We start from the raw sequence: 23492 nt of genomic DNA on the forward strand, positions 1-23492 counted from the left end.
ACACCATAAAGCAAAATTTACAGCATAAACCCTCTAAATCTTAAATTGTTTGATATTAGCGTCTAATTCCAAGGCTGAGGTGTGCAAGGAATTGGAAAGATTTAGCACTTCTTGGGTATTGCGCGCGCCCTCTTGGGTGCTCTGTTCGATGGAGTTGAGTTTGGCGATCATGCCTGCGATGTCTTCGCTGGTTTTGAGATAATTGCGGATAAAGTTCTGGGTGTCGCTCAACATGCCCCCCATCTCCACGCTCATGCCCTCAAAGCTCTGTTGCACCTGCGCGCTATTGGTGCTCAAATCGCGGATTTTCTTAGAGTTATGCCCCATTTGAGTCGCCACATCATTAATTTCTTGGACAATCACCCCAATGGTGGAATTGATCTCAGAAAGAGATTTCTGCGTGCGCGCGGCTAGGTTCCTCACTTCATCAGCCACCACCGCAAAGCCTCTGCCATGCTCGCCCGCGCGTGCGGCTTCAATGGCGGCGTTGAGCGCGAGCAAATTGGTTTGGTTAGCGATGTCGTCAATGATGTGCAAAATCGCCTTGACATTGTCCGCGTTCTTACTCAGTTGTTCAATTTGCAAGGCTAGGGTTTCCTCAGTCTGCGCGCTCTCTATGATATGCCCTAACATGCCACTTAGCGCGCTATTGGATTGGTTGATCGAATCTTGGGTTTTACCCAATTTGTCGCTCACGCTCTGGGCTTCGTTCAAAGAGGTTTTCATCGTTGTTGAGAGGTCTAAAGAGGTGTTATAAAGCTGTTTGATCTCTTGGATACTGTGTTGGGTGTTGGCGGTGGTTTGGGCGATGATCGTGTTCAAAGAAGTGGCAAGTTGGCGGTTTTGCACGCTGTGTTGCGAGATGTTTTTAACCACGCCATGGATGTCCTCCACAAAACCATTGATCAAGGCTCCGGTTTGGGCGATTTCATCTTTAGAATGATCGGGAGGGAAACGGCTGGTTAAATCCTTATCTCCTTGCGTGAAAGCGACCACCTTGGACATTAAAGTCTTTAGGCGTGTAAAAATCGTCCAACGCATGAATAGAGCCGAACAGAGGAGAATCCCCACAATCACACAGACATACAACCCCACCAAAGTTACCCATTCCTTAGCTTCTTGGGCTTTAGCCATCTTGGTTAGAGCTTGTGCGTCTTGGGCGATGTCGCTGTAATAAGAAGTTACCGCAAAGATCAAATTCTCTTCAGGATCAAAGTGCACATACGCCACTTTGGGTTCAGGAACACCCCCAGCCACCTTAGGCATTTCATAGCGCACATAGCCCCCACCCGCTTTAGCTACATCCAAAAACGCACGCACATAGTAAACCCCATCAGTGCTTTTGAGTTCTAACCCACTCTTGCCCTGCATATGGGGTATGACTGGAGCGTAGATCACCTTGCCGGTCTTATCCACCACCACGATGTAGTAAATGTCTGGGTTATTATTGATCTCAGCAATGAGGTCTAGAGCCGATCGCAAAGCCATTTCTTGATTCTGTGTGCGGTGGAAAATTCTCAAGGAGTATTCCAGCACAGAATACATGTGTTTGAGATTGTATTCCTTCTTGGCGATGTTTTGCTTTTTGGCAATGTGGGTGATGTGGTAGACGAGTTCTTTGCGCATGTAGGCGGCTACGCACAGGACAACAATCCCCATCGCCACTAGAGATAAAAACACATTGAGCAACATCTTGGAACCTAAGCGCATACGCACCCCCTAAAAAAAGAGCAATTCTAACATTATCCCCTAAGAATAGCAATGAGTCAAAATCTATAATGCACTGCTAACCCATAATGCGCCCCTCTCTTTTCATCTAGCCCAATTTCGGGGTAAAGCTCCCAATTACGGCGGTATTTGGAGGTAAAGAGATAGGCAAAACCCCAGCCAATCAAACTCCCCACCACCACTTGTAAAATCGTGTGTTTGCGCGCCACCACACGACTCGCATCAGTCAATACGGCTAAAGCGATCACAGGCAAAGCCGGTTTCCAGCCATAGCGATAAAACACAAACCCGGCTGCACTCCATGCCCCCCCGGCATGCCCGCTGGGCATCCCCCGCCAGCTATCACAACAAGGGCGTTTAGCAAAGGGCACTTTAACCCCGCGATCATGCGCGCTTTGGAACGCTCCCTTGATCCCATAAATCACCCCTTGGGTTACAAAACTCCCTATGGCTAATTCCCCTAGCCCTCTATAATCGCGCATACCAAGGCTCACTACCCCCACAAAAATGGGCATCAAGCGCAAGACATCCCCAATATCTTCTAAAATCTTGACTTCTTGTGCACTAGGCGCACCCTCCAAGCGCGCACAGAGTAACAACGCCAAACCTGCTCGCATGATTTTTTGCATAACCCCCATTATAGCATTTTGTTAGGTATAATGCGGGTATGTGGATCTATTTCCTGCTTAGTTTTTGTTGTGCGTTGGGGGTGATTTTTTACTCTAGGCGCGCGTCTTTGTTTGTGGATAATGCCCACAAGCCCCAAGGTTTCCACACCCAAAAAACCGCGCGCGGGGGGACTAGGGATTTTCTTAGTCTTTGTGCTAAGCGGTGGATTGTCTTGGAATATCCTAATAGGTGGAATCTTGGTGTTTCTTAGCGGATTTTTAGAGGATGCTAATCGCCCTTTAAGCCCTAAAAAACGCCTTTTGTTGCAAAGTGCGGGTGTGGGCTTGCTGGTGAGCACGGGATCGCTTGTTTTGAGAGATTTTAATCCCTTGCTTACCTTGCCTCTTTGGTTTGCATGGTTTTTTAGCGTCTTTATGCTTGTGGGCGTGATCAACGCGATGAATATCATTGATGGTTTTAATGGGCTGGCTGGGGGCTTGAGCGTGGTGGCATTAGGGATTTTATATGCCATTGAGCCTAACCCCGCACTCTTAGCCCTCTTGCTAGGGGTGCTGGGCTTTTTAGTGCTCAATTTTCCTAAGGGGTATATTTTCTTAGGCGATGGGGGGGCTTACCTCTTGGGGCTGGTGTGTGGGGTAAGTTTGATGGATTTAGCCCTTAGGGGGGTGGTGAGCGTGTGGTTTGGGCTGGCTTTAATGGTGTATCCGGTAACAGAGGTTTTATTCTCCATTGCTAGGCGCAAACTCCAAAAGCAAAAAGCCACTCTGCCCGATGCCCTGCACTTGCACACCTTGCTTTTTAAAGCTCTATCGCGCCAAAACACCCCCCTAAACCCCAACGCCCTAACGGGTTTGGTGGTGGTGCTTTTAAATCTCCCCTTTATGCTGGTCAGCTTTGTTGCTCGCCACCACCCTTATGCGCTTTTAAGCTTGATTGGGGTGTTTGTGTGCGGGTATTTAACCCTTTATCAATGGCTTTTAAACCACTCTAAGGAGTCTTCTTGCGCTTAGGTTTGAATATCGATCACATCGCCACGCTCAGAGAGGCGCGCAAAATCCATGAGCCAGACCCCCTAGAGGCGATCTTTATTGCTAAAAATGTGGGCGTGGATTTGATCACCTTGCATTTAAGAGAAGATCGCCGCCATATCCATGAGGACGATTTGATTAGCGTTATCAAGCACGCCCCCATGCCGGTCAATGTAGAATGTGCGATCGATCCTAAGATCACGCAAATTTTATGCGCACAACGCCCCTTTAAGGTTACTTTAGTGCCTGAAAAGCGCGCTGAAATCACCACAGAGGGGGGGCTTAACTTAAAACACCCCCAACTCCCCCAAACCATTCAAACTTATTTAGAACATGGCATAGAGGTCGCCCTCTTTATTGATCCGGGGTTAGAAAACTTAAAGCGCGCGCGCGATCTGGGGATGCGTGTGGTGGAGTTGCACACGGGGCAATTTAGCAATCTTTACAACACCCTTTACTCCAACTTTAAGCACCATAAAAACCGCCTCAATTTGGATCACACTAATCTAAAAACGCGCCTAGATACAAGCTTGCAAGAGTTGGAGCAAAGCGCGTTAGCCGGGGAGAAAATGGGGTTGGAGATGTGCGCTGGGCATGGTTTGAATTATTTTAGTGTGGGGCTGGTGGCACGCATACCAAGTTTGCAAGAGCTCAATATCGGGCATGCGATCATGGCTAGGGCGATTATGGTGGGCTTAGAGCGCGCGCTTAAAGACATGCAAGAGGCAATCAGAATTGCGCGCTAAAATAGCCATCTCTATTGGAGATGTCAATGGTGTAGGTTTAGAAATCGCGCTTAAAGCCCACGCCAAGATTAGCCAAATCTGCCAACCGATCTACTGCGCGCATAAAGAACTCTTAGAGCGGGCGGACGCACTGTTAGATCACGCCCACACACATAGCCTGAAAAGCATGCAATGCTCAGAGTTCAACGCCCCTCTGCCCCCCATTAAGCCCGCCCAAATCACCAAAGAAAGCGGGTTTTATAGCTATGCTAGCTTTTTACACGCCCTTAATTTAGCCGACTCCAAAGAGGTGAGTGGGGTATGCACTCTGCCTATTCACAAAAAGGCATGGCAATTAGCCGGGGTGAGCGCGCCCGGACACACCGCGCTTTTAAGAGATCGCTACAGACAAGAGGCGATCATGATGCTTGGTTGCCCTAGCTTGTGGGTCGCCCTCTTTAGCGATCATATCCCCTTAAGCGCAGTGAGTGAGCGCGTGCGCTTAGAACCCCTAGTAGAGTTTTTGCACACTTTGGGGCGGGTCTTACCCCAAGCTAGCCAGATTGTGGTTTTAGGGATCGATCCACATTGTGGGGATGGGGGAGTGATTGGGGTGCAGGATAATATCGTGCAAGAGGCGATTAATCAGGTCAACCACACGCTAAAAACACCAAAATTTTTAGGACCTATCCCAGCTGATAGTGCCTTTGCACCCCACTTTAGGCAAAAGCACCGCTATTTTGCCGCACTTTATCACGATGTAGGGTTAGCCCCGCTCAAAGCCCTGTATTTTGAAGAGAGTATCAATGTGTCTTTAAATCTGCCCATTAAACGCGCCAGTGTGGATCACGGCTGTGCCTTTGACATCGCTTATCAAAATTTGGCGAGCACAAAGAGTTATGAAAATGCTATAGAGTGGTTGGTGGGGGGCTAGCCCCCTTAAAAAGTAAGCCCCTCTCTTTGTCATTGTTTAGGACGCGCAGAACCTTGCACTTTTACGCATTTCATGCCTAAAAGTCCATAAAACCAAGGCCAAATTTCTTTTTTAACTGTGGTATTGACCAATTCCCATTCTCGTCTGGCGACTCTAACTCCAGTTTTATATCCGCGGGCGACTAACGCATCCGCAGTGTCCTCAGCATGCTCGGCTTCTGCGAAAGTGTTAGCCTGACTTTGCGCCTGCTGTAACGCTTGTTGTTTTAAATCATCCACCGAACCATAAGGCCAAGTGAAATAATCGCACGCTTGCCCATAGACACTGTGCATTTCTCCAGTTACCGGCTGGTTTGGCTTAATCTCTGCAATTTTAGTGGTGCAACCAGCCATCAAGAGGATGGCTATCGCCCCCCCCCCCCCCCATTTAACTAGCAAAGAAGAACTACTCACAAAAACCCCTTTCAAGTAAGATAGACCTACATCGGCTAATTTGTATTCTTTTAAACACCACCATGCCCCTTAGTCTAGCTACTTTGTTGGGCTTGGGTTAGGCGTTCTTGCTCCTCTTTGAGGGCGGCTTTTTGGGTGCGTTTGAGCATTTCTTTGCGCCTAATCGCGCGCTCATGGCGTTCTTTTTCTTTGTCTGTTTGGGGGACAAAGGGGGGCATGGGCATGGTCTTGCCATCCTTCATAGCCACCATCGTAAAATAACAGCTATTGGTGTGCACCGCTGTTTTAGCCTTAAAGTCTTCACAGATCACCTTGATCCCCACTTCGCAACTTTTTGTGCCCACATAGTTAATACTCGCATAAAAGGTTACCAAAGTGCCAATGGGGATAGGGTGTTTAAACAACACGCGATCCACACTCAAGGTTACCGTGCTATAGCCACAATAACGCGTAGAACACACATAAGCCACCTTGTCTAAAAGGTTGAGCAACTCGCCTCCGTGCATGACATTGTTGAAATTAACCATGTTGGGGGTTACCAAAAACGACATGGTTAGCTGTCTAGGATCACCAATGCTCGCAGTGGTGTCCGCGCGTAATTTTTCGCTCTCGCTCATGTAAAACTCCTTGATGATAATGGCGACTTTAACCAAAATTAGATAACATTTATCTAAAAGGCACAAAAGCCATCAAGATCACACAAATCCAAAATAGATAGGATAAAAATAAAAAGACATGGCAACATGTCAGCATCTGCTTGTATCGTTTTTGAAAATAACAAACCAAGCCATAAAGAGCATAGCTAGATGCAAGAAGCGCGATGAACACGCCCGGGAGAGTATCATACCTTAACCCGTAACTCCAATGCACCATATTAAGCAGAATCACAAAAACACCCCACCCCAAAAACCAACTCAAAAAGTAGAGAATACTTAAATGGCATTTTTGATAAAAATCTATAAGGACGCTCACATTAGCAAGCATAATGCTTAAGATCAAAACTATGATGCCCGGCTCGCGCGCCAACTTCAATAAAAATTGTTTCACCCCTCTCTCAAGGACTTCTTGGACCACCACCCAAACCAATAGTGCCAGCATAAATGCCCACAAAATAGCAATGATTCTTTTTGTTTTAGCGAATTGGGCTTGCAACCATGACTCCTTGCTATCGCCTTAATCTAGTCTAGCGGTGCTTAAGTATGCTTAATGCCTAATTCTTTTATCTCTTTAATTACCTTGAAAGAGTGCCACCAAAGCCAAACAACGCTATCTAAAACCGGGTGTTTGCATTTTGGCAATCAAAAGAAGTCTATGCGTCTTGTTAGTTGTGATTAGCTTTGCATACCTGCAAGGACACTACTTTGCTTTGTAATAGCTCTAGAAGTGTGGGTATGTGCAACGCCCTAAGCTCTGTGGTGCTACAATTATCCCCATTGAGTGGTGTGTTCCAGGGCAGTTAGGGATTTTAAAGTAAGGCGGTTTAACGCACTCCTCACCCAAACACCTTAATTCTGTATATTGCACCATCTCTTCAGCCAGTGCGCACACACTTCATCTTGCTTAACTTCTGTAAGCACTCCACAATAAAGCTAGGCTAAGACAAAGCAAGTCCCTAAATCGTATCATTGCGCTCAAAACTTGGCGTAGTAAAACAGCGTGTATTTTTCGTAAGTTTCGCCATCATTGCTAGAGCTACTGAAAATACCGCCCTTTTTAAAACTGCTAGATTTGTTTGCAAAACTCTTGGCGTAGTGTTTTGCGCCCTCACTCACCCCAACACTCACCTCGCATTGGATCTCTGTGGCTTCTTTGAGACTCTTTTCCATTTCATAGCAATTGACAAATTCTGCCCCGCTTTTAACGCTCCCTCCATTGTTCTTAAAGGCATCCACCACAGCGCGCACGCCCAAATTGCCTAAGGCTGTGCTTGTAACGCCTTGCTGGCTAAGCCAACTCTCTAGCCCTGATACAGACTCTTTATAGCCATAATTGCCCGAGCCACGCGTGAGCGATGTGCTGTTGTGGCTTTGGGCATAATTGCGTGCCTGCGCGCTTAAGCTGACAAAACCAAAACTACCCCCTAGGGATTTTTTGCTTTCGTTAAAGGCACTGCTGGTTTTGCTGATATGGATGTAAAATTGCTCCTTGCCCATCTTAGAAAAGAGCATGTCTAAGAAGTCTGCTACATCTAGCCAATAATCTTCTTGGTAGCTTTCTAGTTTGTAGTAACGCCCGGGGAAAATGTCTGATTCGAGCAATAAAAAACTCTCATCGCTGGAGGGTCTGAGCGTTTCGCCAAACTTTGTAGGGAGCGATCCACCTCCATAAGTGATCTGCCCAAACCCAAAAGACTTACCAAGTTCTTTATCTTTTTCAAACTCTTGCATTTTGCGATCGCCGAGTAATAAAAACTTTTTCATGTTTATCCTTTATGTGTAAATGTGTGTGTAGCAAAAGCCACCAAAGCCCCAAGCCCTCCTGCTAGCAAAGCCCAAAGGGATAGCTTTTTAACACTAAACCCTTTTTTGCTCTGCGCTTGGAGGACTCTTAGGCGTGTGAGAACATCCCCCTCAAATCCAAGCACTAAGGCACTCGCTTGCAGTGCCTCCAAATGTTCATGCCCATCATAAACAAAGATGACAAAGCAAGAGCGCCCGATGTTATCTAATTTAGGGTGCTTGAGATAGGCAAGTTGCATGCACCCCACGCGATAAATCGCCTCGTGATTTAAATCCCCCTTAAAGTCTAAAAGGGTTTTATTGATGATCTCTAGGGCTACTTGGGCGTGCTCTGAGTCAAGCACCTTGCCATCTTGCACCACGATGAGCGCATCGTTGGCTAAACTCTGCATTTGGGCATAGACGCTCACAAACTCCTCCTAAACTCCCAAAAAGGCACAAATGTCTTTGTAAGGCACTTGTGTCAAATCAAAAATTGCCACCTTGCAGGTAGATTGTAAATCTTTGATCCATTCATTGTGTTTTTCGTTGCTGATTTGATCCTTGTGCGTGCCCAGACAATAAAATTCGCGGACATGCCTTTTATGCGAATCTAAATCATAACGATTAAGAGAGCTCGAATTATCTGCATTAAAGACATACACGCCTACAAGGTCGTAATCATCCTTGTATTTAGCAATTGTGGCTTCATTCAAGCTGTGGTTATTCCCCGTGCAATCAATGAGGGCAAATTTTGTAGAAAACCAACCTTCTTTTTTGCGTAATTGTGCCTGATTAGTTTGTTTGTGTGGTCCCCCGTCAAACTTTTCATCAATGAGCACATTCCCTAACTCTGTCTTACCCACTCCGGGCGACCCATAGAGTAAAAACAACTTTGCCATGACGATCCTTTCTTCAATTTAGGCTATCTAAACCAGCCCATGATGGTATCAAGCAACCCATCTTCTTGGGACTTCTTTAAATTCTGTGGCACGGCTCTAGTCCCGCTTCTCACTTTCCAAGAGGGGTCTTTAGGGTTAGGGGGGTTATGGCTATCGCACACGGGCACGATATAGTATTTATTGCCGATGCGATCCACCTTGATATGCGCCCCTATATTCGCCCTAGTGCCTGCCGGACACTCAATATTGCAACAAATGGGGTTAGAATCGCCCGAATACTTTTTATAAAAGTCGATCCAAGTTTGGGCTTGGGGATTTGGGATATAATCGCTTGTCCCTCTAAGGTGTTTGACTAACTCTTCTTTAAGCGTTTCATAAATCAGCGTATCACTCATACTCACCTCTCAAAAAATAAAAACCACAGACAGCATTTTAACGAGAGAGAGAGAGAGAGAGAGTCAAGAGGGTTTGGGTTGGTTGGGGGCTTTTATCTAAAGTTAGGTAGATAAGTGCCGCCATTATCTGCTTTTTTAACGACCGGGCGGTAAAGGCAAGCCAAGCAGACCGCCGTGCGCGACCCCCCTTACGCCTTCCTCAAGCGGGATACGGGCTTGGACCGAACTCCAAGTGGAGGTTATCAGCACGCTCAACTTAGCCAAACCATGCTTAAAACACCATTTAGCCCCTTTTTAAGAAAAGCTTTAAAATCACAAAAGATATTGAGAGCAAAAAGCCACACAAACAAAGCCAATTTTAGATAACATTCCTCTAAAAAAGGGCTTGCATGCTAGTTTTTACCGGAGGCTGTGGGTATATTGGTTCGTCTGTGGCACGACTCTTTTTAGAGCACACGGATTTTAAGATTCTCATCCTTGACAACCTCAGCACAGGCTTTGCAATTCACGCCCAAACTCTCAAACACCATTATAACGAGCGTGTAGAATTTCTCAAACTTGACTTAAAAGACACCCAAGCCCTAGATGCCCTGTTACACAGCAAGCGCGATCAAGGACAAAACATTGAGGGCGTGTTGCACTTTGCGGCAAAACTCTTAGTAGAAGAATCTACACGCTTGCCCTTAACCTACTATGAGAATAACACGCTAAACACCCTACAACTTGCCAAACTCTGCGTCCAACATGGCATTAAGCATTTTCTCTTTTCATCAACGGCAGCAGTTTATGGGCAGACTAACCAACTTGTAGATGAGCAAGCCCCCCTTAGTCCCATTAACCCTTATGGCGCGTCTAAGATGATGAGCGAGCGCATTTTATTAGACACCGCCAAAGTTGCGCCCTTTTCTTGCGCGATCTTGCGCTATTTTAATGTCGCGGGGGCGACTTATTTTAATGACTACCACAGCCCTCACGCCCTAGGGCATCGCGCGCTAAATGCCACGCATTTAATCAAGGTGGCTTGTGAATGCGCCACGCATAAACGCCCCAAAATGGCAATCTTTGGCAACGACTACCCCACGCCCGATGGCACTTGCGTGCGCGATTACATCCACATAGACGATCTAGCTTTAGCGCATTTGGAGGCGTTTAAAACTTTGCGCACAGAAAACACGAGCCAAATTTACAATGTGGGCTATGGGCGGGGCTATAGCGTGGCTGAGGTGGTGGCCAAGGTTAAAGAAATTTCGGGCGTGGATTTTAAGGTGCAAATGCAGGGTAGGCGCGCGGGCGATCCAGCAAGCTTGATCGCCAACAACGCCAAGATTTTAAAGCACACGGGTTTTAAACCCCAATTTGACAACTTAGAGAGCATTATTAAAAGCGCGTATGCGTGGGAGCAATATCTAGGAGCACAACATGCCTAAGGTGGTGGTGCTCACAGGGGCGAGCAGTGGGATCGGGCTAGAGTGCGCACGCTTACTTTTGGCTAAGGGCTATAAACTCTATGCGATCTCTAGGCAAGTGCGCGCGCTCAAAGAGCTAGAACACCCCCAATGCGCGCGTTTGGATTGTGATCTGTGCGATAACACCCAGCTAGAGGCGTGCGCACAAGAGATTTTAGCCCAAGAAAAGCGCTTAGATGGGGTGATCCACAACGCTGGGCGCGGGCTCTTTGGGAGTTTAGAAGAGCAGAGTTTAGAGCAGGTTAAACAACTCTTTGCGCTCAATCTCTTTAGCATTGGCAGGCTTAATTCTTTGCTCCTTAGCGCGCTTCGGACTAACCCACACTCTAAGATCATCCATGTCAGCTCGAGCGCGGGGCGATCGATTAGCTTGTTTTTGGGCTGGTATCATGCCAGCAAATACGCCCTAGAAGCTTATAGCGATGCCCTGCGTGTGGAGTTAGTGCCCTTTAAAGTGCAGGTAGTGCTCATTGAGCCGGGCACCATTGAGAGCAAATGGGGGCAGGGGGCTTTTGGGGCGTATGTGAGCCAACCTAGCCCCTACAAAGAGGAACTAGATAAGAGCGCGCGCTTTTATACTGATGTCTATAAACATGCGGATAAACCCTTGATTGTCGCCCAGTGCATTCTCAATGCCCTAGAGAGTCCCCACCCCAAAACGCGTTATCTTGTGGGCAAATACGCCCGCTTATTGGTGTGGGCTAAAAGGTGGTTACCAGATAAACTTTATGATGCGATCTTGCGTCGCTATATCTTGGGTTAATCACTTGTTGAATTTGAGCACTTCCTTACTTGCCATGAAGGTTTCGATCTCTTTGGTGTGCCCAAAGAGTAGGAGAATATCCCCGTTTTTCAAAATGAGAGAAACATGGATGTCGTATTCCCATTTGTTCTCCCGTTTCAAGGCGACAATCTTCAAATCCGCCTTAAAGAGATTCAAAAAATCTTGGGCAGCCATGCTTGCATGCGCGTTGCCCACACTCAAACGCACAATTTTCATGCTATTGGTGATGTCAATCACCTCTAAATTGGGGTTAAAAGAAAGCCCCTTGACCAGCCGTTTAGCCGCATCACGCTCGGGGTAAATCACGCGATCCGTGCCGATCTTAGATAAAATCTTGCCATGGATGAGAGTGGAGGCTTTGGCGATGACTTCGCGCACCCCGATCTCTTTGAGCGCCATCACGCTTAAGATGGACGCTTCCACACTCTGCCCGATACTCACAATGGCTGTATCCACTTCGGCAATACCCGCATCTCTAAGCGCGTTGATGTCCGTTGTGTCAATGATGAATAAATTGTCGCACACCCCCCTAAAAGCCTTGATAGTGTCCTCATTGATGTCCAGCGCGATGACTTGTTCCCCATTTTCCACCAAACCCTGCACCACATGCGCGCCAAATTTGCCTAAGCCTAATACCGCATAAGTTCTCATAAAACCACTCCTTCTTCAGGGTATTTAATACTACGGGCTTTGTTCTTGCCTAGCAAAGCCATGCTAAAGACCAAAACCCCCACGCGCCCCATAAACATCAGCGCGATCACATAGAGTTTACCAAAATGGCTAAAAGTTGCCGCTAAGGAGAGATTCCCCCCATCGCCCGTGCTAGCCCCCACGGTGCCAAAAGCCGAACAGATTTCAAAGAGCAGGCGCAAGAAGTGCTTGTTTTGCGTGTCATCTGTGGCGCTCAAAACCATCGCGGAGATGATGATGTAAAACATGGTGATGATAAAAATCAAAAAGGATTTTTTGATCACCGACTGGGGGATTTCTCTTTGGAACAACACCACTTCGCGATCTTTGAGTGTGCAGTAGGCATAAAGGAGCAGGAGGGTTACTGTGGTGATTTTAATGCCGCCAGCCGTGCCCCCGGGAGCTGCCCCAATGACCATGAGCAAGGAGCAGAAAAACAAACTCTGATCGTGCAAACCGGCCATGTCAATGGTGTTAAACCCAGCGGTGCGCAAATTCACCGAGATAAAAAAGGTGCTTAAAAACTTGTGGAACCAATCTAAATGCCCTACACTCTTGGGGTTATGCCACTCAAAGAGCAAGATCACCACCACGCCTAGCGTGATACAAACCGCGGTGGCAATCAGCACAATACGCGTGTGCACGCTTAAACGCCCATGGTGGCGGCGGTAGTTATAGCATTCACTCAACACCAAAAACCCCAATCCGCCCAAGATAATCAAGATACAGATGATGGCATTCACCACCACATCATCGCGGTAATTAACTAAATTCAACTCAAAAATGCTAAACCCCGCGTTATTAAACGCCGAGATCGCATGGAAAATGCCTGCCCAAAGCGCTTGTTTAAAGGGCAAATCGGGCAGAAAATGCAAGGTGAGGATCAACGCCCCCACACCCTCAATGATAAGGGTAAAAAGGAGAATCTTTTTAAGATACTTGATAATGCCTTGCAGGTTGGGGTAATCTAGCGATTCTTTGAGCAAGACACGGCTTTTAAAGTCCATTCTCTTGCCAATGAGCAGGAATAATAGCCCGGCTAAACCCATGTAACCAAACCCGCCTGCTTGAATCAAGCCCAAGATCACCCCCTGCCCATAGATGCTTAAATCCAATGCTGGATTAAGGCTAATGAGCCCGGTCAAACACACCGCCGAAGCGGTGGTGAAAAACAGATCGATGAAGGCAATGGGCTTGGTGCGCATGGGCTCAAAACTGAGCAACACCGCGCCCAAGAGCGCTAAGAACACATAACTAACCACAATGGTGCTAAAAGTTCTATTGACAGATTCTGCCTTATTTAAAAAACTCTCATTTGCCAAATCTAACCCTTAAGTGAGAAAATATAAACAGAGCATGCTCACTACGCCCGCATACACAAAGCCCACCAAGCAATACCCCAAAATACTACGCGCCTCCAATCTTGCGATCCCTAGCAAGGGCAGGGCAAAAAAAGGCTGGATCATATTCGTCCACGCATCGCCCCAAGCAATGCTCATGCTTGTAAGGGCTGGACTCACCCCCAAAGCCACCCCGCTAGGGATGAGCACAGGTCCCTGCACGGCAAATTGCCCGCCCCCACTAGGGATAAAGAGATTGAGCAACCCAGCAGACAAATAACTTAACACCGGGAAAGTCTCCTTAGTAGCAAAGCGCGCAAAGGCATCGGCTAGTAGGCTAGCAAAACTCACCCCTTGCGCATTTTTCAAGCCCATCACCCCGATAATACCCGCATAAAAGGGGAAGAGCAACACGATCCCGGTTACACTCTTCATGTCATTCTCCATCGTCTTTAAATATTTCTGTGGGCTGGCGTGCAAGAGCAAGCCTAGAAATAAAAAGATCAAAATCAGGCTATTGAGGTTTAAAGACGCGCCATGGGCAAAATAGCCCCCCAGATAGATCAAGCCTAAGCCCCCTAGTAACCAACCCAAATACTTATTATGATCCAAGCGGTAGGCAAAAGTTGAGTGTTGGGGGGTTATCTCCTGAGGGGGGTTGGCTAATAAGGCGGGATCGATAGGGGTGGGATTCTTGGGGTGCAAGAGCATGTTAATTAAGGGCAAACCCACCAGCAGTAAGCCCACAATGGCTAGATTAAAGGGCGCAAAGAGGGTTTGGCTCAAAGGGATGGGGCTAGTGAGCACCCCCCCACTGAGTTTGCCCAAATCCCCATCTGCTGTGGCGATCTTAAGAGGAATACTCCCAGAGAGCCCGCCATGCCAAATTAAAAAGCCTGAATATGCGCTAGCCACTAAGAGGGGATAGTCCACTCCTTTGATCCTTTGGGCTAGCACCCTAGAGAACACTGCCCCCACAACCAAGCCAAATCCCCAACTCACATAACAGCCTAGTAGCGAGGCTAAGGTGATGCTAAAGAGCGCCATTTTAGGGGTTTTGACATAGGAGGCAAGGGCATAGAAGAGTTTTTTAACAGGGCTAGATTGGGCTAGGGCGATCCCAGTGGCTAAGAGCAAGAGCATTTGCATGGAAAATTTTAAAAGCAAAAACAAACTCTGCCCCCACTGGCTTAACACCGCCTCCACCCCCACCCCCACAACGCCTACCACACATACCATCGCCACGAGAGTGAGCGCGATAGCAAAGATAAAGGGCGAGGGCGCGTAATTTTGCAAGAACAAGACCAATGAACGCATAGCAATCCTTTATCCAAGTATAGCAAAACTGCGCCTATCCAAGTAGCGCGCGATCGCCTAGGCGTGTTTGCAACCACTCTAACAACGCTCCCTTGTCATTGCGCACCGCCCCACACATCACCCCCTCTAAGCACGCCTGCAAGAGCGCGCCAATTTGTGCGCCTTGAAAGCCCAATTCTATTAAATCCGTGCCTCTAAGGGCTAAGTAGCGCAAAGAATAGACTTCGTGGTTTTTTAATATCCTCTTGAGCGCGCGTTTTAAGCGCGCGCTCAAAAGCGGGTCTTGGGCTTGATAAAAACCCAAGAGAGCGCGTAACTGCCCTAAATGCAAGTGTTGTAATTGTTTTTTGAGCCATAGATTGGGGTTTTCCATGGGTTCTAAGGGGATATGCTGAACAGTTGGCACAAGGATTGGGTAAGTTTTTTAGAAAATCTTAAGCGCGTGCAAAAATCGCGCAGAGTTTGACTATCCCAAGATTGGCAGATTAATAAAAGCCGCGCGCGCAAATTGGGAGGGGTTTTTTCTAGCGCATCTAAATGCGTGAAACGCGCTTGTAGGGTGTTTTCTAAGAGGGCTTGAAATTGGGTAGTAGTGTTAGCAAAGTCCCCTAGTAAAAGCTTAAAAAACTCTATACGGATGCGCTCTTTGGCGATGTGTTTTAGCAAGGGGGCTTGCGCCCATAGGGCTTTTTGGGTAGCAGACTCAAGGGCAAAACCTAGAGTGCTAGCAAAGCGTAGGGCGCGCAAAATCCTCAAAGCGTCCTCTTGCAAGCGCAAAAATGGATCGCCCACCAATCTTAAGCGTTTATGGGCCAGATCGTCTAGCCCCCCATACAAATCGAGCAAACCCTTTTGGGGGTGGAGCGCAAGGGCGTTAATGGTAAAATCGCGCCGTGCTAAATCGCTCTCTATGGATTGGACAAAGCTGAGCGCGCTAGGGTGGCGGTGATCGTGATAAGCCCCCTCCTGTCTAAAAGTGGTGATCTCAAAAAACCAGCCTTCAAAACTCACCCCCAAAGTCCCATAAGCGCGCCCTAAATCCACTAAAACCACTCCCTCTATGCCCTCTAAGAGGGCTTTTAGTTGCTCAGGGGTCGCGCTGCTAGCTAGGTCATAATCTTTAGGTTTTTTACTTAAGAGCAAGTCGCGCACACTCCCCCCCACGATATAGGCTTGATAACCGACACGCTCGATGAGCGCATGCAAGTCTAGCAAGCTTGAGGGTAGGGCGCGCTTTAAGCGCAAAAAAGAGCTATCCCAACCTGCCATGTTATAATGATTTTAAAAGGCTAGCCATGTTTAACCCCTTTGATATAAAAACCATGCTATCTACCCAAGATTTCAAAACAACCACCTGTGTGCTCTGCTTTAGTGGGGGGCAGGATAGCACCACTCTAGCCCTATGGGCAAAGCACGCTTTTAAACAAACCTATTTACTAGGCTTTAACTACGATCAAAAACACGCCATCGAACTCACCCAAGCGCAAAAAATTGCGCGCATGTTAGAATTGCCCTATAAAGTGCTCCATCTCTCTTGTTTGCAAGAGATCAGCACCTCCGCCCTCTTTGCGCGCACCCCCCACGCGCTCAATACCCCCCACCCCCAAGCTTTAGACCTGCCTAGCTCCTTTGTGCCCAATCGCAACGCGCTCTTTAGCACTTTGGCACACGCCTACGCCTTTAATTTGGGCGCACAAGCGGTGTTACTGGGAGTGTCTATGCAGGATTATAGCGGGTATTTTGATTGTCGGCAAAATTTTATAGAAAGTCTGCAGGTGAGTTTGAATCTAGGGGCTTTTGGCAAAAAAGAGGGGATCAACTTGCTAACTCCTTTGATGTTTGCTAGTAAAGCCCAAGAGTTCCAACTTGCCCACGCTTTGGGAGGTTTAGAGTTGATCTTAGAGCAGACTCATACATGCTATGAGGGGGTAAGAGAGAATCGCCATGATTATGGTTATGGGTGCGGGGCTTGCCCTGCATGCCAATTGCGCCAAAAGGGCTATAGGGAATTTGCCAAGAGGCTTTAATCCAAAACACCCCGCTTTGGCAAACACAGCGCGCACACAAGCGCAATAGCCATCACCACCGCCACATAGACAAAGAAGCCATTTTCTATACCCTTGCTTTTGAATTGCAGGGCGATATAGGGGGCTGTGCCCCCAAATAGCGCATTGGCGATCGCAAAGGCAAAGCCTGTGCCTAGCGCGCGCACATGCTGGGGGAAGAGTTGGGCTTTGAGGATTCCTGAGATTGAAGTGTAAAAACTCAAAATGCCAAATAAGCACAACACCAAGCCAAAGGCGACACTAGGGTGATGCGCATAGAGCGCAAGAGATTGGAAGAGCGGATAAATCCCTATGAGAGCTAAGAGGGCATAAAGGGTGATGGATCGCTTGAAGGTGATTTTATCGCCCAAGTAGCCAAAAAGGGGTTGGATGAGCATCAAGATCGCTAGGGCGATCAAAAAGAGATCATTGACAACCACCTTAGGCATCCCGGCATTTTCTAAGAAGGTTTTGGCATAAGTGGTGATGGTGTAAAAGCCTAGCGAACCTCCGGCCGTGATCCCCATCACCAGCACAAACGATCGCCCATAGGGGCGCAAAGCCTTGAGAGTGCCCCGCTCTGCATGCTCTTGCAAATTACTAGAACTCTCATCCATCAGTTTGCGCGCCACTAAAGACCCCAGAGCTAGCACCCCTCCTATGACAAAGAGAAAACGCCACGCAAACGCGCCCATTTGCGCCACGCCAAAAGTAGCCAGCAAGATACTAATGCTTGCTACGGCTAAGAATTGCCCCCCAATCAAAGTTACATACTGAAAAGAGCCATAAAACCCGCGCCTCCCTCCTGCAGACAATTCCGCTAAATAGGTCGCCACAATGCCATATTCTCCGCCCACACTCAAGCCCTGAATAAGGCGCGCGCAGAGTAAAAAAAGACCTGCATAATCCCCCACTACCGCCTTTGTGGGCAGAGCAGCGATCATAAAAGAGCCTAAAGCCATCACAATCACAGAGATCACCATAGAGTGTTTGCGCCCAATTTTATCAGCCAAAGCCCCAAAGATCCACGACCCTAAGGGGCGCGCAAAAAACCCCGCCGCAAAGATTCCAAAGGCGCTCATTTGTTGCACGATGGGGTTGCTAGAGGTGCTAAAATCATGCGCAAAGTAGGTTGCGCTAAAGGCGTAGATATAAAAGTCAAACCACTCCACTAAATTCCCACTGGCTGCAGCGATGATGGAACGCTTGTTAGTCGCCATTATCGTTTCCACACTTTAGACAAACCCTTAGCCAATAAACCGGGTTTTTGTTGTTTGGCAAAACGGCGCAGAGTGGCTAAAAAATGGTGCCACTCGTGGATTTCCATCGCTGGGATCGCCCCGGCGTAATTGGTGTGGGGGGGTAAATCTTTGCCCACCGCCCCCTTGCCCCCAATTTGGGTAAATTCCCCAATGTGCATATGCCCCCCCGTGCCCACCTGCCCGCCTAAAACCACATTACGCCCCATTGTGGTAGAACCTGAAAGCCCCACTTGGGAAACGATGATCGAATGCTCGCCTAGCACGCAATTATGCCCCACTTGCACCAAATTATCAATTTTGACTCCCTCTTTGATGTGGGTTACCCCAAAGACGGCGCGATCAATAGTAGTGCCCGCCCCAATCTCTACATGATCATCAATTTGCACAATCCCCGTATGCTCGATCTTGACATGCTCGCCCTGCGCTGTGTGGGCGTAACCAAAGCCATCGCTCCCCACCACGCTATTAGCATGGATACGCACATAGTTACCTATTAAGGTGTTTTGGTAAATAGTAACATTGGGGTAAATTTTACAATGCGCGCCAATTTTCACCCCATCGCCTACCACGACATTAGCCATCAGCACACTCCCCTCTCCTATCTCCACCCCCTCCCCCAAAACCACCCCGGGCATCAAAACCACCCTCTCCCCTAATTTGGGAGGGTGGGGGTTAATGGGGCGGGTGAACATATCTAGCTTAAACGCGTCTGAAACGCGCGCAAAGGCTAAATGGGGGTTGGGCGTGATGAGGGCTAAAGAATTGGGGGGGATTTTGCTAGCATGCTCAGAGCGGATAAAGATCGCCCCGGCTTTGCTCTCCTTGAGTTTTTTCAAATAGGATTTTTGATCCACATAGCTTAAGTGGTTGGGGGTGGCACTCTCTAGGGGAGCGATCCCAGCCACCTCAAAATCCTTAAAATTAGGGGGGAGGGGGATGTCTAGGGAGTAGTGTGCTAATAACGCGCTTAAAGTCATGCAAACTCCTTTGTGCTAGAAATTTCTACCATTTTAGCCAAATTGTGCGGGTCTAAACTCGCCTTGCCTACCAGCACCCCATCGACATGTTCTAGGGCTAAAATCTCTTCTGTATTCTCCACCTGCACACTCCCCCCATAGACCATTAGGGGGTTGGCTTTGAGCTTTTGGCGCAAGGATTCTAGGGTTTGATCGATCTCTTGGGGTTGCGCGCTCACGCCCGTGCCAATCGCCCAAATAGGCTCGTAGGCGATGAGGAGTTTAGGGTATTGCAAATCAATGCCCCGTAATTGCCCTGCCAAATGTGTTAAGAGCGCGTCTTGACCCTCTTGGCGTTTTGCTAAACTCTCCCCGATACAAAAGACGATCTGAAAACCATGCCGGGCAAAGAATTCAAACTTTTGCGCACAGAGCGCATCGCTTTCCTTTAAGAGCAAACGCCTCTCGCTATGCCCGATCAACACGCTTTTAACCCCCCTCTTCTCTAGGGCGCATAAGGTAACCTCCCCACTAAAAGCCCCCTCTAGTGCGGGGTAGGCATCTTGGGCTCCTAGGGAAAAACGCGTGTAGGTGTTATTGAGCATACCCAATTCTAATAAGGGGGGGAACACACCCACATAAGGGGCACTGGCGCAAGGGAGCGCGCCCTCCAATGTTTCTAAATAAGGGAGTAGGTCTAAGGCGTAAGACTTTAGGTTAGCTAAGACATATTTCATGCGCGCTCCGCGATCGTAAACTCCAAGAATCTTAGCAAAAGATGGCAAAAGATAACCCAAAAAGTTCTATAATTTCGCTATCATTTTAAAAATTTGAGAAGGGAGTGGCATGCAGAACGAGGAAATCATAGAGGGCTACTACGGGGTTACCACAGAGCGCAAGAAAAGCGGGGTTTACGCCAAGTTAGATTTTTGGCAGAGCGCGACCGGGCTCATTTTAGCTCTATTTATGATTGCGCACATGTTTTTGGTAAGCAGTATTTTAATTAGCGATCGCGCCATGTATGCGGTAACAAAATTCTTTGAGGGGAGCTTGTTTATCAAAGCGGGCGAGCCGGCTATTGTAAGCGCGGTGGCCGCGGGGGTGATTGTGATCTTGGTCGCGCATGCCTTTTTGGCATTGCGCAAGTTCCCTATCAACTACCGCCAATACAAGATTTTTAAAACCCATAAACACCTCATGCAGCATGGCGATACCACGCTGTGGTTTGTGCAAGTGGGCACGGGTTTTGCGATGTTCTTTTTAGCCAGCGTGCATTTATTTGTCATGCTCACTGCCCCCCATAGCATTGGTCCCCATGGCTCATCTTATCGCTTTGTCAGCCAGCATTTTTGGTTGCTCTACATTTTCTTGCTCTTTGCGGTGGAATTGCATGGCTCTATTGGGTTGTATCGCTTGGCGATCAAATGGGGCTGGTTTAAAAATCTAGGCATTGAGGGCTTGAGAAAAGCCAAATGGAGCATGAGCGCGTTTTTCATTGTGCTAGGTTTGCTCACTTATGGAGCCTACATCAAAAAGGGGATCACCCAAAGAAGTCAGGGCATTAGCACGATGCAACAAGCGATCCAGCTAGACGAACAACTGCATAAGGAAGGAAAAGAATGAATATCATCTATTGCGATGCGTTGGTGGTGGGTGGCGGTTTGGCAGGCTTGCGTGCGAGTATCGCGTGCAAACAAAAGGGCTTGCACACCATTGTGCTAAGTCTTGTGCCTGTGAGGCGTTCCCACTCAGCTGCCGCACAAGGGGGCATGCAGGCAAGTTTGGGCAATGCCAAGATGAGCGAGGGGGACAATGAGGACTTGCATTTTTTAGACACGGTGAAGGGGAGCGACTGGGGTTGTGATCAGCATGTTGCGCGCATGTTTGTTACCACCGCGCCCAAAGCCATTAGGGAGTTGGCTAGCTGGGGCGTGCCCTGGACACGCATTAAAAAGGGGGATCGCAAGGCTGTGATCAATGGCGAGCATGTTACTATCACGGAAAGAGAGGATCGCCATGGCTATATCCAAAGCCGCGACTTTGGGGGCACGAAGAAGTGGCGCACCTGCTTTACCGCCGATGCCACCGGGCATACCATGCTCTATGCCGTGGCTAATGAAGCTTTGCACCATGGCGTGGATATTTGCGATCGTAAAGAGGTTTTGACCTTAATCCACCATGAAGGCGTGTGCTATGGGGCAGTGGTGCGCGATCTCATCACCGGGGAGTTGAGTGCCTATGTCTCTAAGGGCACGCTTTTAGCTACCGGAGGCTATGGGCGGGTCTATAAACACACCACCAATGCGGTGATCTGTGATGGAGCCGGGATTGCCAGCGCGCTAGAAACCGGGGTAGCCAAGCTAGGTAACATGGAAGCGGTGCAATTCCACCCTACCGCTTTGGTGCCTAGTGGGATCTTGATGACTGAAGGGTGCAGAGGCGATGGGGGGATTTTGCGCGATAAATTTGGGCGCAGATTCATGCCCGCTTATGAGCCTGAAAAGAAAGAATTAGCCAGCCGTGATGTGGTGAGTCGGCGTATTTTAGAGCACATTAAAAAGGGCTATGGCGCGCCCTCCCCTTATGGCGATCATGTGTGGTTGGACATTGCCATTTTGGGTCGAGAGCATGTAGAAAAAAACCTACGCGATGTGCATGACATCGCTAAGACCTTTGCGGGCATTGATGCAGCAGATGATAGCGTGGAGAGCGAGGAAAACATGAAAGACATGCCCAAAGATGAGGAGCAATTTGGGCAGGGCGCGCCCAAACAAAGAGGTTGGGTGCCAATTAAGCCCATGCAACACTACTCTATGGGGGGACTACGCACCAATTACAAGGGAGAGAGTCATCTTAAAGGACTCTTTTGTGCAGGTGAGGCAGCCTGTTGGGATTTGCATGGCTTTAACCGCCTAGGGGGTAATTCTGTGAGCGAGGCGGTGGTGGCTGGGATGATTATTGGGGATTACTTTGCCCAGCATTGCGCTCAGGCGAGTATTGAGATCAACACCCAAATCGCCCAAAATTTCATCCAGCGCACCCAAGATCACCTGCAAGGTCTCTTGCATAACGAGGGCAAGGAAGATGTCTATGTGATCAGAGAGCGCATGCGCGAAATTATGGATGAAAAAGTGGGGGTCTTTAGAGAGGGGGCGATCTTAGAGGAGGCTGTGCATGAGCTAGAAGAGCTTTACAAACGCGCCCAGCATATCCATGTCAAAAATAAGAAAACCCATAACAACCCCGAGCTAGAGGACGCTTATCGCACCCAAAAAATGCTCAAACTTGCCTTATGTATTGCTAAGGGCGCGCTAGATCGCACTGAAAGTCGCGGGGCGCACACCCGTATCGATCACCCCAAAAGAGATGATGCTAATTGGCTCAAGCGCACTCTAGCCTCTTGGGAAGACCCTGCTCAAACTTTGCCCACCTTGAGCTATGAGGATTTAGACATCATGACCATGGAAATTAGCCCCGACTTTAGGGGCTATGGGGCTAAGGGCAATTTCATCCCCCACCCTCTTAAAGAGGAGAGAGACGCTCAGATTGCCAAAATTACAGAAGAGATCAAGGCGCGCGGAGGGGATCGTTACGCTCTGCAAGAAGCCTTGATGCCCTTTGATTTGCAACCCCAGTATAAAGCCCGCAACATCAGACTAGGAGAAAATTCATGAGTCGCACCATCACCATCAAAGCCCTCAAATTTGACCCCCAAAGCGCGGTGTCTAAGCCCCATTTTAAGGAGTATCAGTTAGAGGAAATCCCCTCCATGACTCTTTTTATCGCCTTGGGCATTATTCGCGAAACCTTGGATCCGGATTTGAGTTTTGATTTTGTATGCCGGGCGGGGATTTGTGGGAGTTGTGCGATGATGGTCAATGGTCGTCCGCGTTTGGCGTGTAAAACCTTGACTTCTAGCTTTAGCGAGGGGGTGATTACGCTAATGCCCATGCCCTCTTTCCCCTTGATTAAGGATTTGAGCGTGAATACGGGCGAGTGGTTTTTTAGCATGACTAAACGCGTGCAAAGTTGGGCGCACCACCGCAAAGAGGTGGATATTACCCAACCAGAAGAGCGCATTGACCCAGATGAAGCCCAAGCGGTGTTTGAGCTGGATCGTTGCATTGAGTGCGGGTGTTGCATTGCTGCGTGTGGCACGAAACTTATGCGTGAAAACTTCTTAGGGGCTGCTGGGTTAAACCGCGCGATGCGCTTTCTCATTGATTCGCATGATGAGCGCAGTGATGAGGATTTTTACGAATTAGTGGGCGATGACGATGGGATTTTTGGGTGCATGAGCTTGATTGGTTGCCATGACACCTGCCCTAAGCAAATCCCCTTGCAAGAGAGTTTAGCCAATTTGCGCAACCGCATGGTGAAGGTGGGTAGGGAACGCTAGG

25 protein-coding genes and 1 pseudogene are annotated in these 23492 nt (G+C 48.3%); 9 read left to right on the top strand and 17 right to left on the bottom strand.

The window, feature by feature from the left end; translation table 11 throughout:
• Positions 1-33 precede the first annotated feature (33 nt).
• The gene (locus EAO33_RS05160) at positions 34-1710 is read right to left on the bottom strand and encodes a methyl-accepting chemotaxis protein (RefSeq protein WP_120945623.1); all 1677 of its coding nucleotides are present in this window, start codon (positions 1708-1710) and stop codon (positions 34-36) included.
• Between the two features lie 56 nt (positions 1711-1766).
• On the bottom strand, positions 1767-2357 hold the full coding sequence (locus EAO33_RS05165; RefSeq protein ID WP_205589510.1) for a phosphatase PAP2 family protein: 591 nt from the start codon (positions 2355-2357) through the stop codon (positions 1767-1769).
• A gap of 38 nt (positions 2358-2395) precedes the next feature.
• Between EAO33_RS05165 and EAO33_RS05170 the strand changes: the two are divergent.
• The 3 genes and pseudogenes from EAO33_RS05170 to pdxA all read left to right on the top strand — a co-directional run bounded on the left by EAO33_RS05170 (position 2396) and on the right by pdxA (position 5045).
• A pseudogene (locus EAO33_RS05170) lies at positions 2396-3368 on the top strand (glycosyltransferase family 4 protein).
• A complete protein-coding gene (locus EAO33_RS05175; protein WP_120945625.1) occupies positions 3359-4132 on the top strand; it encodes a pyridoxine 5'-phosphate synthase in 774 nt (257 codons plus the stop codon). The pseudogene EAO33_RS05170 and the gene EAO33_RS05175 overlap by 10 nt, the downstream one beginning before the upstream one ends.
• Entirely contained in the window at positions 4122-5045 is a 924-nt protein-coding gene (pdxA, locus tag EAO33_RS05180; RefSeq protein WP_120945627.1) for a 4-hydroxythreonine-4-phosphate dehydrogenase, read from the top strand. The genes EAO33_RS05175 and pdxA overlap by 11 nt, the downstream gene beginning before the upstream one ends.
• Positions 5046-5074: 29 nt before the next feature.
• Here the strand turns inward: pdxA and EAO33_RS05185 are convergent, their stop codons facing one another.
• The 7 genes from EAO33_RS05185 to EAO33_RS05215 form a co-directional block, all read right to left on the bottom strand.
• Entirely contained in the window at positions 5075-5497 is a 423-nt protein-coding gene (locus EAO33_RS05185; protein ID WP_120945629.1) for a hypothetical protein, read from the bottom strand.
• Between the two features lie 74 nt (positions 5498-5571).
• Positions 5572-6114: an acyl-CoA thioesterase gene (locus tag EAO33_RS05190; RefSeq protein WP_120945631.1), complete on the bottom strand. Its 543-nt coding sequence runs from the start codon at positions 6112-6114 to the stop codon at positions 5572-5574.
• A 49-nt stretch (positions 6115-6163) separates the two neighbouring features.
• Entirely contained in the window at positions 6164-6649 is a 486-nt protein-coding gene (locus tag EAO33_RS05195) for a hypothetical protein (RefSeq protein WP_120945633.1), read from the bottom strand.
• A gap of 479 nt (positions 6650-7128) precedes the next feature.
• A complete protein-coding gene (locus tag EAO33_RS05200) occupies positions 7129-7917 on the bottom strand; it encodes a hypothetical protein (RefSeq protein WP_120945635.1) in 789 nt (262 codons plus the stop codon).
• A 2-nt stretch (positions 7918-7919) separates the two neighbouring features.
• Positions 7920-8366, bottom strand: coding sequence for a hypothetical protein (locus EAO33_RS05205; RefSeq protein ID WP_120945637.1), 447 nt, complete (start codon positions 8364-8366; stop codon positions 7920-7922).
• Positions 8367-8375: 9 nt separating this feature from the next.
• Positions 8376-8837, bottom strand: a complete 462-nt coding sequence (locus EAO33_RS05210; protein WP_120945639.1) for a GTPase domain-containing protein — start codon at positions 8835-8837, stop codon at positions 8376-8378.
• A 23-nt stretch (positions 8838-8860) separates the two neighbouring features.
• Positions 8861-9232, bottom strand: coding sequence for a hypothetical protein (locus tag EAO33_RS05215; protein WP_120945641.1), 372 nt, complete (start codon positions 9230-9232; stop codon positions 8861-8863).
• 389 nt (positions 9233-9621) lie between these two features.
• Here EAO33_RS05215 and galE point away from each other — a divergent pair, with 389 nt between their 5' ends.
• Both galE and EAO33_RS05225 read left to right on the top strand, forming a co-directional pair.
• Positions 9622-10659 carry a UDP-glucose 4-epimerase GalE gene (gene galE / locus EAO33_RS05220; protein WP_120945643.1) on the top strand — a complete coding sequence of 346 codons (1038 nt, stop codon included), beginning with the start codon at positions 9622-9624 and terminating at the stop codon, positions 10657-10659.
• On the top strand, positions 10652-11461 hold the full coding sequence (locus EAO33_RS05225) for an SDR family NAD(P)-dependent oxidoreductase (protein ID WP_120945645.1): 810 nt from the start codon (positions 10652-10654) through the stop codon (positions 11459-11461). The genes galE and EAO33_RS05225 overlap by 8 nt, the downstream gene beginning before the upstream one ends.
• Here the strand turns inward: EAO33_RS05225 and EAO33_RS05230 are convergent, their stop codons facing one another.
• The 5 genes from EAO33_RS05230 to EAO33_RS05245 are packed head-to-tail and all read right to left on the bottom strand — an operon-like array spanning position 11462 to position 16098.
• The gene (locus EAO33_RS05230) at positions 11462-12133 is read right to left on the bottom strand and encodes a potassium channel family protein (RefSeq protein ID WP_120945647.1); all 672 of its coding nucleotides are present in this window, start codon (positions 12131-12133) and stop codon (positions 11462-11464) included. It lies immediately after the preceding gene.
• On the bottom strand, positions 12130-13494 hold the full coding sequence (locus EAO33_RS05235) for a TrkH family potassium uptake protein (RefSeq protein ID WP_120945649.1): 1365 nt from the start codon (positions 13492-13494) through the stop codon (positions 12130-12132). The genes EAO33_RS05230 and EAO33_RS05235 overlap by 4 nt, the downstream gene beginning before the upstream one ends.
• A 9-nt stretch (positions 13495-13503) precedes the next feature.
• The gene (locus EAO33_RS05240; RefSeq protein ID WP_120945651.1) at positions 13504-14829 is read right to left on the bottom strand and encodes a TIGR00366 family protein; all 1326 of its coding nucleotides are present in this window, start codon (positions 14827-14829) and stop codon (positions 13504-13506) included.
• A 34-nt stretch (positions 14830-14863) separates the two neighbouring features.
• A complete protein-coding gene (locus EAO33_RS09460; protein WP_235853066.1) occupies positions 14864-15202 on the bottom strand; it encodes an HD domain-containing protein in 339 nt (112 codons plus the stop codon).
• Between the two features lie 5 nt (positions 15203-15207).
• Positions 15208-16098 carry a CCA tRNA nucleotidyltransferase gene (locus EAO33_RS05245; protein WP_235853067.1) on the bottom strand — a complete coding sequence of 297 codons (891 nt, stop codon included), beginning with the start codon at positions 16096-16098 and terminating at the stop codon, positions 15208-15210.
• A gap of 26 nt (positions 16099-16124) precedes the next feature.
• Here EAO33_RS05245 and queC point away from each other — a divergent pair, with 26 nt between their 5' ends.
• Positions 16125-16856 (top strand): 7-cyano-7-deazaguanine synthase QueC, encoded by a 732-nt coding sequence (gene queC, locus EAO33_RS05250; protein ID WP_120945653.1) that lies wholly within the window; start codon positions 16125-16127, stop codon positions 16854-16856.
• Here the strand turns inward: queC and EAO33_RS05255 are convergent.
• The 3 genes from EAO33_RS05255 to EAO33_RS05265 are packed head-to-tail and all read right to left on the bottom strand — an operon-like array spanning position 16853 to position 19829.
• On the bottom strand, positions 16853-18094 hold the full coding sequence (locus EAO33_RS05255; protein WP_235853068.1) for an MFS transporter: 1242 nt from the start codon (positions 18092-18094) through the stop codon (positions 16853-16855). The genes queC and EAO33_RS05255 overlap by 4 nt on opposite strands.
• On the bottom strand, positions 18094-19113 hold the full coding sequence (gene lpxD, locus EAO33_RS05260; RefSeq protein WP_120945657.1) for a UDP-3-O-(3-hydroxymyristoyl)glucosamine N-acyltransferase: 1020 nt from the start codon (positions 19111-19113) through the stop codon (positions 18094-18096). Before lpxD ends, EAO33_RS05255 begins: the two co-directional genes overlap by 1 nt.
• Positions 19110-19829 (bottom strand): triose-phosphate isomerase, encoded by a 720-nt coding sequence (locus EAO33_RS05265; protein WP_120945683.1) that lies wholly within the window; start codon positions 19827-19829, stop codon positions 19110-19112. Before EAO33_RS05265 ends, lpxD begins: the two co-directional genes overlap by 4 nt.
• Positions 19830-19938: 109 nt before the next feature.
• Between EAO33_RS05265 and EAO33_RS05270 the strand changes: the two genes are divergently transcribed.
• The 3 genes from EAO33_RS05270 to EAO33_RS05280 are packed head-to-tail and all read left to right on the top strand — an operon-like array spanning position 19939 to position 23491.
• Complete coding sequence (locus EAO33_RS05270) at positions 19939-20715, top strand: fumarate reductase cytochrome b subunit (RefSeq protein WP_120945659.1); 777 nt, start codon at positions 19939-19941, stop codon at positions 20713-20715.
• Positions 20712-22766, top strand: coding sequence for a fumarate reductase flavoprotein subunit (locus EAO33_RS05275; protein WP_120945661.1), 2055 nt, complete (start codon positions 20712-20714; stop codon positions 22764-22766). Before EAO33_RS05270 ends, EAO33_RS05275 begins: the two co-directional genes overlap by 4 nt.
• Positions 22763-23491 (top strand): fumarate reductase iron-sulfur subunit, encoded by a 729-nt coding sequence (locus EAO33_RS05280; RefSeq protein ID WP_120945663.1) that lies wholly within the window; start codon positions 22763-22765, stop codon positions 23489-23491. Before EAO33_RS05275 ends, EAO33_RS05280 begins: the two co-directional genes overlap by 4 nt.
• Position 23492: the final 1 nt, after the last annotated feature.

Origin of the sequence: Helicobacter labacensis, assembly GCF_003660285.1 — a bacterium.
Taxonomy (GTDB): domain Bacteria; phylum Campylobacterota; class Campylobacteria; order Campylobacterales; family Helicobacteraceae; genus Helicobacter; species Helicobacter labacensis.